Origin of the sequence: Pseudorhodobacter sp. E13, from assembly GCF_003991405.1 — a bacterium.
Classification (GTDB): Bacteria; Pseudomonadota; Alphaproteobacteria; order Rhodobacterales; family Rhodobacteraceae; genus Pseudorhodobacter.
In genome coordinates this window covers 87,780-101,325 of the sequence record NZ_RPEN01000157.1, presented here as the reverse complement: position 1 = coordinate 101,325, position 13,546 = coordinate 87,780, and the positions used below count along the sequence as shown (strand labels likewise).

Genomic DNA, 13,546 nt, shown 5'->3' with positions numbered 1-13,546 from the left:
GGTCAGATCAGGAACTCTGCCAAAGCCTCATCCGCCGTGATGTCGCGATAGCTGAACCCGGCGGTCTGCATATTGGCGAACAAGTCCTTAAAGTTATCCGCGTTCTTCGTCTCAATCCCGATCAGGACCGAACCGAAGTTGCGCGCTGATTTCTTCAGATACTCAAACCGGGCAATGTCATCATCCGGGCCCAGCATCATCAGAAACTCTCGCAGGGCACCGGGGCGCTGCGGCATCCGCAGAATGAAATACTTCTTCAACCCGGCATAGCGCTGCGCGCGTTCCTTCACCTCGGGCAAACGTTCAAAATCGAAATTGCCGCCAGAGGTGACGCAGACAACCGTTTTCCCCGCAATCTGCTCGGCAAGGCTGGGAAGCACATCGACCGAAAGCGCGCCTGCGGGCTCCAGCACGATGCCTTCGACGTTCAGCATTTCTAGCATGGTCACGCAAATCCGGTCCTCGGGGGCGAGCAACACTTGTGCCGGGTCCACCCATTTCAGCATCTCATAGGTGCAAGACCCGAGCCGCGCCACGGCTGCACCATCGACAAAAGAATTCACCTTGGCGATCGTCGTCGGCCCACCATGTTCCAGCGCGGCAGTCAGGCTGGCACCGCCCAAAGGTTCGACAAAACGAAACGCCGTCCCGGGGCATTCATCCCGCATGAATCCCGTCACGCCTGAGGCAAGCCCACCGCCACCGACTGGCAAGATCACCAGATCGGGCGCTTTGCCCAGTTGCTCCAACATCTCCACCGCAACGCTTGCCTGCCCTTCGATCACATCGGGGTCATCAAAAGGTGACAGGAAATGCGCAGACTTCTCGGCGCAGAACTTTTGCGCGGCTGTCAGCGTCTGGTCAAAATAGTCACCAGTCAGCACAATATCGACACTATCCCCGCCGAAAACACGGGTTTTATCTATCTTTTGCTGCGGCGTTGTCACCGGCATGAAAATCGTGCCGCGCACCCCGAAATGGCGGCAGGCATAGGCTACGCCCTGCGCATGATTGCCCGCGCTGGCGCAAACGAACTGCTTTTGCGCCGGGTCGGCAACCCGCACCTTGCGCATCGCATTCACCGCACCCCGAATTTTATAGGATCGCACCGGGGCCAGATCTTCGCGTTTCAGCCAAATCTCGGCCCCGTAGCGCGCGGATAAATGGTCGTTGCGCTGCAACGGCGTCGGATCAAACAGATCGCGCAGGGCGGCAGTGGCAAGGCGGGCGGCATCGGTAAAATTGCTCATACCGCCGATTAGACCGATCAGCGGTGCAAAAACAAGCGGGACCAATGCTTCCGCGCACGGCTGCGGCAGAAAGCCACCGCTTGCCCTCGGCCCGATTTCCCAGTAATCGCAGGGAAATCGCGAAGGAGAGACCAATGTCTGCCGCAAAAGCATCTGCGCCTAAAAAAGTCGTCCTCGCCTATTCCGGCGGGCTGGACACCTCTATCATCCTGAAATGGCTGCAAACGGAATATGGCTGTGAGGTTATCACCTTTACCGCCGATCTGGGCCAAGGCGAAGAACTGGAGCCAGCGCGCCAGAAAGCCGTGCTTTTGGGCATCGACCCCAAGAATATCCACATCGAAGACGTGCGCGAGGAATTCGTGCGCGATTTCGTTTTCCCGATGTTCCGCGCCAATGCGCTGTATGAAGGGCTTTACCTGCTGGGCACCTCTATTGCCCGCCCGCTGATTTCCAAGCGTCTTGTGGAACTGGCGCATGAGCATGGGGCCGATGCAGTCGCCCATGGCGCGACCGGTAAAGGCAATGACCAGGTGCGGTTTGAACTTTCCGCCTATGCGCTGGACCCGTCAATCAAGGTGATCGCCCCCTGGCGCGAATGGGATCTGACCAGCCGCACCAAGCTGCTGGAATTTGCCGAAGCGAACCAGATTCCGATTGCCAAGGACAAGCGCGGCGAGGCGCCCTTCTCGGTTGATGCGAACCTGCTGCACACCTCTTCCGAAGGTAAGGCACTGGAAAACCCGGCGGAGCAAGCGCCGGAATATGTGTATCAGCGCACCGTGTCCCCCGAGGACGCGCCGAACACGCCGGAATATATCGAGATCACCTTTGAAAAAGGCGATGCAGTCGCGATCAATGGCGAAGCGATGAGCCCGGCCACGATTTTGACCAAGCTGAACGAATTGGGTGGCAAGCACGGAATCGGACGGTTGGATTTCGTGGAAAACCGCTTTGTCGGCATGAAATCCCGCGGGATTTATGAAACCCCCGGCGGCACCGTGCTGCTGGAAGCGCATCGCGGGATTGAACAGATCACGCTTGATGCAGGCTCGGGCCACCTGAAAGACAGCATCATGCCGCGCTATGCCGAGCTGATCTATAACGGGTTCTGGTTCAGCCCCGAGCGGGAAATGCTGCAAGCCCTGATCGACAAATCGCAGGAACATGTGTCCGGCACCGTGCGGTTGAAACTGTATAAAGGCGTTGCAAGCTGCGTGGGCCGCTGGTCCGAGCATTCGCTTTATTCCGAAGCGCATGTGACCTTTGAAGATGATGCGGGTGCCTATGACCAGAAAGACGCCGCAGGCTTTATCCGCTTGAACGCGCTGCGTCTGAAACTGATTGCCACCCGCAACGCGCGGGTTAAAGGCTGATCGGGGCAAAAACCGAAGGACTAGAAAATAAAAACGCGGGCGCAAAAGGATGCGCCCGCGTTTTTTATTTGGCCAAAGCGGTGCTTATTGCACGGTGATCACGGTCATCACCAAGTTGCCATCAATCCGCACTGGGCCATCTTCTTTCGCGCCCAGCGTATATTCGAAATTGCCGACGATATTGCCGCCATCTTCGCCATGCACCATAAGCATCAGCATATCACCGGGGGCGACCGGCTCTGTCAGGATGGCGGCAACATCCATCGTTTCGCCTTCACGGATCGGGGCATAGGCAACAACGGGGCCGGGCTTCATGCTGGCATCGGTGCGGTGGACAACCAGCCAACCATTTTGCGCCGCCGTGATCTTTTCTGCCGAGACGATCCCGTTTGCAACGGACTGATCAGCGGCAGTGACGCCTTGAACCATATCGCCCGCCGCAAAGGCCATGGTGGTGGAAAGCAGCGTGGCGGTGGTGAATGTTACAAATTTCATCATGTTTCCCTTTGATGGTTGCGTGACTTATGCCGAAGCTACGCAAACCAGCCGGGGAAAGTTTCAGCGCCATCTTTCTTTTTTCGCTAGAGCGTGATTTTGAACGGCACCATCGCCTCGTAATACGGCAGGGCCTGCGCGAGAAGGTCTGCGTATTCAGCACGAAGCGCTGGCAGCGGGCCCTCGGCCTCTTCGAACCCGGTGGAGCGGTGGACCGCGCCATACCAATGCGTGGCCCAGATGCCGTCATCGGCGTGGCCGCCTGCAGGCCAGTGAAGCATGTTTTCGGTAAAGGGAATGTGCAGCGCCGCGCAAAGCTTGGCCAGTGCCACGGCAGGATCGGCGCGGATATCGACACTGTCGATCACGATGGGTGGGCGGCCAAGGCGATCTGCCTCGCGCTGGAACAGGGCCGCTTGCTGCGGAAAGCCGATGTCTGAAAGGCTTGGCCCTTCGCGTTTGCGGGCATAGGAGGCGATGACGCGGGCGGGGTGGCGGATCAAAAAGACATTCTCGCATTGCGCCATCCAGGACAGGTCCATGCCGGGAAGCATGTGATGCGTCATGTGTTTTTGGTAGAAAATCGGTTTTTGTGCGGGGTTAGAGCCGATGAGCGTGGCAGCAACCTGTGCCGGGTCCGTTGGTTGGCTGGCGAGAATTTCATCATTCATCGGGTGAATGATGCCAGTTTGCGCCAGATAAGCGGCGTAGAAAGGTTCGTCCACCACGGCGCAATCACCCCGCGCGGCAAAGCTATACATCATGGCGGTTGACAGATTGCGTGGCCCGGACCACATCGCGATTTTCATATTCCGTTCCCTTTGCTGTGACCGGAGGAGCGGGGGGTTTCACACCCCCCGCACCCCCCGTGAGGTATTTGGGCCAAGATGAGATCAGGCACCGACGAGGGTTTTGTAAAGGCTGCGCAGGTGCGTGGTGACGGGGCCCATTTCGCCGGTGCCGATTTGGCGGCCATCAATCTGACCCACCGGTGTTTGCGCCCCAAAGGTGCCTGTGAGGAAAGCTTCATCGGCGGAATAAGTATCGACTAAGCTGAAATTGCGTTCGAACACCGGGATATCATTGGCGTGGCACAGATCTATGACCTTTTGGCGGGTGATGCCGTTCATGCAATAGTCGCCTGTGCTGGTCCAAACCTGGCCCTTTTTGACGATGAAGAAATTGCAGGCATTCGTCGTGTTTACGAAACCATGCACATCCAGCATCAGCGCCTCATCCGCGCCGGCCTTTTCGGCGGCAATGCAGGCGAGGATGCAATTGAGTTTGGAGTGAGAGTTCAGCTTTGGATCTTGGGTCATGGGCAGCCCGCGCAGGTGTGGGACCGTGGCAAGGCGGATCGGGCGCGGGATTTTCGGTTTGGAATGTTCCATGATGATGGTGATCGTTGGCCCTTGACGCGACAGGCCCGGATGCTGGAAAGGACGGGTTTTGACGCCGCGGGTCACCATCAGCCGGGCATGGGCGTCGGTGGTCATTTGATTGGCGGCCTGTGTATCGGTGAGTGCGGTCATCAACTGATCACGGGTCAGGCCGATTGTCAGGTCGATCGCTTTTGCAGCCTCAAACAACCGGTCCAGATGCTCATCGGCAAAAGACCATCTGCCGTTGTAAAGCCGCAGCCCTTCCCAGACGCCATCGCCCAGCATGAAGCCGGAGTCGTAGACTGAAACCAAAGCTTGGGCTTTCGGCACCAGTTTCCCGTTCAGCCAGATGAGGATGGAGTCGTTGCGGGCATCTTCCTCGGATTGATGCGTCGTGATGTGGTCGGTCATGTGGCCCCCTGTTTTGCGGCGAGGTTAGGAGCATCACCTTGCCGTGACAACGGGGGAGTTGTGTTGCCTTGGCGCGGGTCGGTGCGCCATGTTTGCGAAAAGGGAGGCTTTGGCGATGTGGAAATGGGTTTTGCTGAGTTTGGCGCTGGGTAGCGGCGTAGCGCAGGCGGCAACGGAAAAGGCGGTGGTCGCCGGAGGGTGTTTCTGGTGCGTTGAGTCGGATTTCGAATCCGTTTCCGGGGTGAAGCGCGTTGTTTCGGGCTATACCGGGGGAACCACCGCGAACCCGACTTACAAGCAGGTCGGCAAAGGTGGCACAGGGCATTATGAAGCGGTTGAGATCACGTTTGACAATGCCAAGATCAGCTATGACCAGATTATCGGACTGTTCTTCCGCTCCGTTGATCCGACGGATGCCGGGGGGCAGTTTTGCGATCGGGGCGACAGTTATCGCACCGCCGTTTTCCCGTTGAACGCGGCACAAAAGGCAGCGGCAGAGGCAGAGAAGGCACAGGCAGCCAAGGCCTTGGGGCGCAAGATCGTGACGCCGATATTGCCTGCGGGACCGTTTTGGAAGGCCGAGGGCTATCATCAGGATTACTACAAGGGGCAGAACATCGTAATCACCCGGCGCGGGCCAAAATCGCAAGCGGAGGCGTATAAGTTTTATCGCAGCGCTTGCGGTCGTGATGCACGGGTCAAGCAGCTTTGGGGTAAGGCCGCGCCTTTCGTGAAGTAATCACGGAGCAGTTTGCAGAAACATGTCAACTTCGGCGGCGGTCGGCATGGCGGCCGCGGCACCAAGGCGTGTGACCTGAAGCGCAGCCGCAGCAGAAGCGCGCCGCAGGGCCTGCTCGGGTGAAAGACCAGCATCAAGGGCTGCTGCGATGGTTCCGGCGAAACAATCGCCCGCGCCGGTGGTATCCAAAGCAGTGACGGGAAAAGCGCGCATGAACAGAGGCTCTGCTTTGGGGCTATGCCATTCCGCGCCATCCGCCCCGCGCGTGATGATGACATCGCAGTCAGGCAAGGCACCGAAGGCATCCACCATTTCTGCCGCTTCGCCTTCATTCATCAAAAGAAGGGAGGTGTAAGCCATCACCTCTTGCAGCGCCGTCAGATCGAAAGGCGCGGGGGAATACAGGATGCGCAACCCCATATCGGCAGCCAGCCGGACGGTGGAAGATTGGGCCGAGGTCTCATTCTGCATCAGAAGCGTGTCTTCGGGCCGGGCTGAGGCCAAGGCGCGGGCGGCCATGGCATCCGATATTTGACGATTGGCGCCAGGAAACAGCGTGATGCAGTTTTCGGCTTGTGGATCGAGCTGGATGATGGCGTGGCCGGTTGGGGTTTTGATCTGGGTAACATTGCTGGTGTCGACACCATGGCGTTGCAGCGCCTCTAGCGTCCAGGCGGCATCGGTGCCGATGGCGCCAATGTGAAACACCCGCGCACCCGCTTTGGCGGCGGCAACGGATTGGTTTGCGCCTTTGCCGCCCAGACCTTGAACATAGTCAGTTGCCGCAAGGGTTTCACCCGGTCGGGGCAGATGCGGCACTTGATAGACGTGGTCGATATTGATGGAACCGAGCGTATAGATGGCCATGTCTGCCCCTGTTTCGACGGGATCGCAGGGCACAGAGCCGGGGCGCTGCCCCGGACCCCGGGATATTTAACAATAGATGAAACGAGGGCGAGAGGCCCCCGTCAAGCGATTTATCCCACTTTGCAGGCGGCCATGACGGCCATGTTGAGAATGTCATTCACTGTGGAGTTGGTGCTGCAAATCTGGATCGGATGTTTCACCCCGGTCAGAATCGGGCCGATAACGGTTGCCCCTGCCATTTCCTGCATCAATTTCACCGAAATAGAAGCCGAATGCCGCGCGGGAACGACGAGGATATTGGCGGGCCCCGTAAGGCGGCTGAAAGGGTAATGCGCGGCGATATCCGTGTTGAGCGCCACATCGACTGTCATTTCGCCTTCGTATTCGAAATCGACCTTGCGGGCATCCAGCACTTTTGGTGCTTGGTGCATCTTGGTTGCGCGTTCGGACACCGGATAGCCGAAGGTAGAGAAGGACACAAAGGCCACGCGCGGTTCCAGCCCCAGATTGCGGGCAACGCCTGCGGCTTTGGTGGCGATGGTGGCAAGGTCTTCCGGCTCTGGCCATTCGTGCACCAAAGTGTCACTGATCAGCACGATTTTGCCTTTGTGCAGCAGTGCCGTGACACCCACTGCACCATCCGTGGCCTTGGCGTCAAACACATGATTGATGAGTGACAGCACATGCGCCGATTTGCGCGTGGCCCCGGTGACAAGTCCGTCACCATGCCCATGCGCCAACATCAGCGAGGCAAACACATGGCGATCACGGGCAGCAAGGCGGTGGATATCTGCCCGGTCAAAACCATTACGCTGCAAGCGTTTATACAGAAATTCGCGATAGACCTCCAGATTGCGGGTGTTGGCTGCGTTCACGATCTCCAACTCTCGGGCGGCATCGGCGAGGCCTGCGGCTTCCAGCTTTTCCTTCACATCGGCTTCGCGCCCGACGACGATGGATTTGCCCAGGCCCGCGCGTTGATAGGCAACGGCGGCGCGCAGCACGCGGGGGTCATCGCCTTCGGCAAAGATCATCCGGGCTTGTGCCTGCCGCGCGCGGGCATGGATGCCTTGCAGGATCGAGGCTGTCGGGTCCATCCGGGATTTCAACGTCAACTCATAGGCGTGCAGATCAATGATCGGCCTGCGGGCGACACCAGTATCCATTCCCGCCTTGGCGACCGCTGGCGGGATCACATAGATCAGCCGGGGATCAAAAGGGGTGGGGATGATGTAATCGCGGCCAAAGCTCAGCTTGCGGCCATAGGCCATGGCAACCTCATCCGGCACATCTTCGCGGGCCAGTTTGGCAAGCGCATTGGCGCAGGCGATCTTCATTTCGTCATTGATGGCGCGGGCATGGATATCGAGCGCGCCGCGGAACAGATAGGGAAAGCCAAGAACGTTGTTCACCTGATTGGGGTAATCAGAGCGGCCTGTCGCGACAATCGCATCCGGGCGCACGGCATGCGCTTCTTCGGGGGTGATTTCGGGGTCTGGGTTGGCCATGGCAAAAATAACCGGGTTTTCCGCCATGCTAGAGACCATTTCCGGCGTCACCGCGCCTTTGGCCGAAACGCCCAGAAACACATCTGCGCCCTTCATCGCCTCTTCCAGCGTCCGCAATTCGGTGTTGGCGGCATGGGCCGATTTCCATTGGTTCATACCTTCGGTGCGGCCTTGGTAGATGACGCCCTTGGTGTCGCACATGATGCAGTTGTTATGCTGCGCGCCCATGGATTTCAGCAGTTCCAGACAAGCGATCCCCGCCGCCCCTGCCCCATTAAGAACGATCCGAACATCCTCGATCTTCTTGCCAGACAGTTCCAACGCATTGATCAACCCTGCGGCACAGATCACGGCTGTGCCATGCTGATCGTCGTGGAACACCGGGATGTCCATGATTTCCTTGAGCCGCTGTTCGATGATGAAACATTCCGGCGCCTTGATATCCTCAAGGTTGATGCCGCCGAAGGTGGGGCCCATCAGCGACACCGCTTTGATAAACTCGTCCGCGTCTTCGGTATCAAGGCACAGATCAATCGCGTTCACATCGGCAAACCGCTTGAACAGAACCGCCTTGCCTTCCATCACCGGCTTGGACGCAAGCGCCCCAAGGTTCCCCATGCCCAGAATGGCCGTGCCGTTTGTGATCACAGCAACCATATTTCCTTTGACCGTGTAATCATAGGCCGCTTCGGGGTTATCCGCGATGGCCTGAACCGGCACCGCCACGCCCGGCGAATAGGCCAGCGACAAATCACGCTGGGTGGCCATTGGCGTTGAGGCGGTGATTTCATACTTACCCGGCTTTGGTTCAAGGTGGTAAGCAAGTGCCTCTTCGGGCGTGACGCGGTTTTTTGGAGCCATGGGCCGTTTTTCCTCCGATGTTTCGGGGATATTAGACAGGCGCGCGCGATGGCACAATGCAGCGTTGGCGTTTCAAATGGCACAGCGCGCCGTCAGGCAATTTGCCGCATCCAAGGCTTTGTCTTGGTCAAGACGGCATAGCGTTTCGGAAAATCATGCCGCAGACAGGCCAAGGCCCATGTCATCACATCCGGCGCATCGCATTTCTTGGCGCACCAGATCATCCGGATCAGGGTTTGCCAGCGCTCTCGGTCCGCTTCATAGGCTTGATGCAGCGCGAACAGCTCCGAATGGAACTCCCCTCGGTGCTTGTGACATTCGGCTTTGGCAAGGCACAGGGCCAGATGACCCGGAACAAAGCGCGCATGCCGTTCCAAAAGCAAAAGCACGCGGTCAAATTCATGCACGGCGATCAGACGCTCGGCAAGAATCTGAACCGTTTGGGCCGAGGGCAAATCGGGCGTTTTCCCAAGAATAGAGACGATAAACGTCATTACCTCAGCCACCGCGCGATCTGAAAGGGCGACAGGCACGATCCCATCCACATCAAAAGACGGGTCCTGTAGTGGGTCGGCCTTGTTGTAATCGGCAAAGAAGGAAACATAGCGGCACCCGGCGGCATGGGCGATGCTCCAGAAATCGCCCCAGCGGTAAATCGCGGTTTGCAACGTGCCCAGTTCCAGCACATAGGCCTGCGGCCCGGCAAACAGCATATTGGTAAAGCCCGCCCCGTGATACGACACCATCATCTCGGCATTCGCCATGAGGGCGATTTGATCCAACGGGGTCAGATGCTCAAACACGACATAGTCAAAGCCAAAGAGTTGCAGCATCTCGAACAACTGCGCTTCACCATCCATCTTACGGTCGCGGGCTTGGGTGCGATCGCGACCAACGAAAAACCGCTTGGGCAGATGGCTGAAATCATGGCCCTCAATCGCCGCCAGCGCGCGTTTGCGCAAGGCGCGCAAGCTGGCGTGAAAACTGTTCATCGCCAGAATCGCTTGCGACCCGCGATAGGCATCCTGCCCCCGCCACATCGCATCCGACGGCGCCAGATGGTCCAGACTGCCGACCACTTCGGCCGGGAACTGGAAATAGGTGCTAAAGAAATCCAAGGCTGTGATCACATAGTCATAATCCTTGGGGGCCCTCTCAAAAAACACCCGGCCTGCAAGCTCCGGGAACAGGGCTGCCACGAAATCGGCGGCAAAAGGGCGGGTCTTTTCCGGGTTGTTGGGAAAGTGGAAAAAGATATCACCCGCAAAGCCAATTTCGGCCAAAACCGCCAGTTGAGACAAGGATTCCGTGATAAAATGATAGTAATTAAAGGTATTGCGGCACTCAATCGCGATGGCGACACCCTGCGGCAACGGGCCTTGCCACACAGGAATTGAAGCGGCGTGATTCTTTGCCTGACATTTCCGGAAATAGGCGACAAGTGTCTCCTCGGGGTCGTGATCTTCCTCCTCATTCTCCCAGCAATAGCGGTTCAGCAGCCGCGTGCCCGACGCCCCGCTGAGCAGGCATTTATCATTCGCCAACGAAAAAGATTTCCGGAATGATGCGTTTTGCAGCAAAACCGGCACCGTGTTGAACTCAACTGCTTTGGAAAACGCCTTGTGGCGGCGGGTCACGGTTAGAAAGGCTTCGATTTTGTGGTTCATCTCGGGATACGCGCTACTGGCAAAACCGGTAATCAGCGCAGGTTCCACCTCTCGCCAGAAAAACGCCGCCGAAAACAAAAGCGTGACCCCGGAATCCTGTGCCGGATTCAGAAAAAGATCCTGCGGGTCTTGATGAAAGCTGATCTGGTTGCGCATGGCTTTGGTATGATAGCGCGGCTTTTGTGGATGCGCTCTAGATTTTCGAATTCGCGAGGCCTGATATACCCGATTTAGCGGTTGATGCCAAAGCCTCTTTCCCCTCGGCCTTGGGTTTTGTAGGGTCGGGGCGAAACCGGGGGGTGGGTGTTGAACACAGAAACCGTGACGCCGATGATGGCGCAATATCTTGAAATCAAGGCCCGGCACCGCGATGCGCTGCTGTTCTATCGTATGGGCGATTTCTATGAGATGTTTTTTGAAGATGCCGTAAATGCCGCCGCCGCGCTGGATATCGCGCTGACCAAACGCGGCAAACATCTGGGCGAAGATATCGCCATGTGTGGCGTGCCGGTCCATGCCGCCGAAGGCTATTTGCTGACGCTGATCCGCAAAGGGTTTCGCGTCGCCATCGCCGAGCAAATGGAAAACCCGGCAGAAGCCAAGAAACGCGGGTCCAAATCCGTTGTGGCCCGTGATGTAGTGCGGCTTGTCACCCCCGGCACGCTCACCGAAGACACGCTGCTGGACGCCCGGCGGCATAACTTTCTTGCCGCTTTTGCCGAAGTTAGAGACGATTCAGCCCTTGCCTGGTGCGATATCTCGACGGGAGAGTTCCGTGTCATGCCCTGCCCGCCAACGCGGCTGGGGCCGGAGCTGGCGCGGCTGTCGCCTAAGGAAATTCTAGTCGCAGAAGGGTTTGATCTTTCAATCGAAGACGGGCCCGCGCTAACCCAAATGGCACGCTCCAGCTTTGACAGCACAGGGGCCGGACGCAAACTTTGCGATTTGTTCTCCGTTGCCTCACTGGAGGGGTTCGGCCATTTCGGTCGCGCTGAAATATCGGCCATGGGGGCTTTGGTCGATTATCTGGACCTGACACAACGTGGCAACCTCCCCTTGCTGCGCCCTCCGATCCGCGAAGAACCGGGTGGCTTGGTTCAAATTGATGCCTCCACCCGCCGCAATCTGGAGATTACCAGCGCGCTGTCTGGCGGCAAAGAAGGCTCCCTTCTGGCTGCGGTGGATCGCACCGCCACAGCCGCCGGCGGCAGATTGCTGGAGCGGCGGCTTTCCGCCCCATCGCGCGAAATTTCGGTCATCGAAGAACGGCTGGAATCTGTGCGGTTTATGGTGGAACAGAGACGTTTTGCTACCGATCTGCGCGACGCCCTGCGCCGCTGCCCAGACATTGACCGCGCATTGTCACGCCTCGCCTTGGACCGCGGCGGACCCCGCGATCTGGCAGCCATCCGCAACGGATTGGAGCAAGCCGCGATCCTTGCCGAGACCATTGGCACGCAAGGACCAATTCTGCTGCAAAAAGCCGCGACTGATTTAAACGGTCACGACGATTTGCTTGACCAACTACAAGCCGCGCTGGTCGCAGAACCCCCAATGCTGGCACGCGATGGCGGCTTTATCGCGCCGGGGTATGACGCTGAACTTGATGAGGCGCGAAAACTGCGCGATGACGGGCGCGCCGTGATCGCGGCCATGCAGGCAGAATATGTCACGCAAACCGGTATCAGCTCACTCAAGATCAAGCACAACAATGTGCTGGGCTATTTTGTCGATGTAACGACCACCCACGCCGACAAGATGCTGTCGTCCCCGCTGTCAGAAACCTTTATTCATCGGCAAACCACGGCGGGACAAGTCCGGTTTACGACCGTGCCGCTATCCGACATGGAAACCCGAATTCTGAATGCGGGCAACCTGACGCTAGAGATAGAAAAACGGCACTATTCTGGCTTGAGAGAGGCTGTTCTGACGCATGCCGGCGCGATCTCAGCCGCCGCACGGGCGATTGCAGAAATTGATCTTGCCACCAGCTTCGCCGATCTTGCTGTCGATGAAAACTGGTCAGAGCCCAAGATCGACAACAGCCGTGCCTTCGAGATTGAGGGCGGACGGCACCCGGTGGTCGAAAGGGCGCTGCGCAAACAAAACGGGGCGGCGTTTATCGCCAATGATTGTGACCTCTCGGCCCAGAAAACCGCTGCGATCTGGCTGCTGACCGGGCCGAATATGGCCGGTAAATCCACTTTCCTGCGCCAGAACGCGTTGATTGCCTTGCTGGCACAGGCTGGCAGCTTTGTTCCCGCGCGCCGCGCGCATATTGGCCTTGTCAGCCAGATTTTCAGCCGGGTCGGTGCCTCTGACGACCTCGCGCGTGGGCGCTCCACCTTCATGGTGGAAATGGTGGAAACCGCCGCAATTCTGCATCAAGCGGATGAAAGGGCTTTGGTCATTCTCGATGAAATCGGGCGCGGAACGGCCACCTATGATGGGTTGTCAATCGCTTGGGCAACGCTGGAATATTTGCACGACAAAAACCAATGCCGGGCCCTTTTTGCGACTCACTACCATGAGATGACCGCGCTCGCTGGCAAGTTGGCGGGCGTCGAAAACGCTACCGTCAATGTGAAGGAATGGCAAGGCGATGTGATCTTCTTACATGAGGTCCGCAAAGGCGCGGCCGACCGATCCTATGGTGTGCAGGTCGCGCGACTTGCGGGCTTGCCAGAAGCCGTCACCGATCGTGCCCGCGTGGTGCTGGAAGCGTTGGAAGCAGGCGAACGCGAAGGCGGAAACAAACAAAAAACACTGATCGATGATTTGCCACTGTTCCGCGCGGCCCCCCCAAGGCCTGCGCCAGCTACGCAAAAAACGTCAGAAGTAGAACAACGCCTCCGTGATCTGTTGCCAGACAACCTGACGCCAATGGAAGCGCTGCACCTGATCTATGAACTGAAGGCAAAAGCAGAACAGACGAATAAGTCCTGATTTCTTTTCGGCCCAAATATCCTGGGGGGTCAGGGGGGCTAGCC

At 58.0% G+C, this 13,546-nt stretch carries 10 protein-coding genes; 3 read left to right on the top strand and 7 right to left on the bottom strand.

Features of this window, described 5'->3' with window-relative positions; genetic code table 11:
* Positions 1-2: 2 nt before the first annotated feature.
* Complete coding sequence (gene ilvA / locus EGN72_RS12775; protein WP_127048180.1) at positions 3-1,250, bottom strand: threonine ammonia-lyase IlvA; 1,248 nt, start codon at positions 1,248-1,250, stop codon at positions 3-5.
* Between the two features lie 134 nt (positions 1,251-1,384).
* Here ilvA and EGN72_RS12770 point away from each other — a divergent pair, with 134 nt between their 5' ends.
* On the top strand, positions 1,385-2,626 hold the full coding sequence (locus EGN72_RS12770; protein ID WP_127048178.1) for an argininosuccinate synthase: 1,242 nt from the start codon (positions 1,385-1,387) through the stop codon (positions 2,624-2,626).
* Positions 2,627-2,710: 84 nt separating this feature from the next.
* Here the strand turns inward: EGN72_RS12770 and EGN72_RS12765 are convergent, their stop codons facing one another.
* The 3 genes from EGN72_RS12765 to EGN72_RS12755 all read right to left on the bottom strand — a co-directional run bounded on the left by EGN72_RS12765 (position 2,711) and on the right by EGN72_RS12755 (position 4,914).
* On the bottom strand, positions 2,711-3,121 hold the full coding sequence (locus EGN72_RS12765; protein WP_127048176.1) for a hypothetical protein: 411 nt from the start codon (positions 3,119-3,121) through the stop codon (positions 2,711-2,713).
* An 86-nt stretch (positions 3,122-3,207) separates the two neighbouring features.
* Positions 3,208-3,930: an HAD family hydrolase gene (locus EGN72_RS12760; RefSeq protein WP_127048174.1), complete on the bottom strand. Its 723-nt coding sequence runs from the start codon at positions 3,928-3,930 to the stop codon at positions 3,208-3,210.
* Between the two features lie 84 nt (positions 3,931-4,014).
* Positions 4,015-4,914 (bottom strand): D-amino acid aminotransferase, encoded by a 900-nt coding sequence (locus tag EGN72_RS12755; protein WP_127048172.1) that lies wholly within the window; start codon positions 4,912-4,914, stop codon positions 4,015-4,017.
* Positions 4,915-5,002: 88 nt separating this feature from the next.
* On the opposite strand from EGN72_RS12755, the gene msrA reads away from it, so the two are divergent.
* Complete coding sequence (msrA, locus tag EGN72_RS12750; protein WP_370323276.1) at positions 5,003-5,653, top strand: peptide-methionine (S)-S-oxide reductase MsrA; 651 nt, start codon at positions 5,003-5,005, stop codon at positions 5,651-5,653.
* On the opposite strand, the gene EGN72_RS12745 is transcribed toward msrA, so the two are convergent.
* From EGN72_RS12745 to EGN72_RS12735, 3 genes are all read right to left on the bottom strand, one after another.
* Complete coding sequence (locus EGN72_RS12745; RefSeq protein ID WP_127048170.1) at positions 5,654-6,520, bottom strand: ribokinase; 867 nt, start codon at positions 6,518-6,520, stop codon at positions 5,654-5,656.
* Positions 6,521-6,630: 110 nt separating this feature from the next.
* On the bottom strand, positions 6,631-8,889 hold the full coding sequence (locus tag EGN72_RS12740; RefSeq protein WP_127048168.1) for an NADP-dependent malic enzyme: 2,259 nt from the start codon (positions 8,887-8,889) through the stop codon (positions 6,631-6,633).
* A 92-nt stretch (positions 8,890-8,981) separates the two neighbouring features.
* A complete protein-coding gene (locus EGN72_RS12735) occupies positions 8,982-10,712 on the bottom strand; it encodes a DUF563 domain-containing protein (protein ID WP_127048166.1) in 1,731 nt (576 codons plus the stop codon).
* A gap of 174 nt (positions 10,713-10,886) precedes the next feature.
* On the opposite strand from EGN72_RS12735, the gene mutS reads away from it, so the two are divergent.
* Entirely contained in the window at positions 10,887-13,502 is a 2,616-nt protein-coding gene (mutS, locus tag EGN72_RS12730; protein ID WP_199743747.1) for a DNA mismatch repair protein MutS, read from the top strand.
* Positions 13,503-13,546 lie beyond the last annotated feature (44 nt).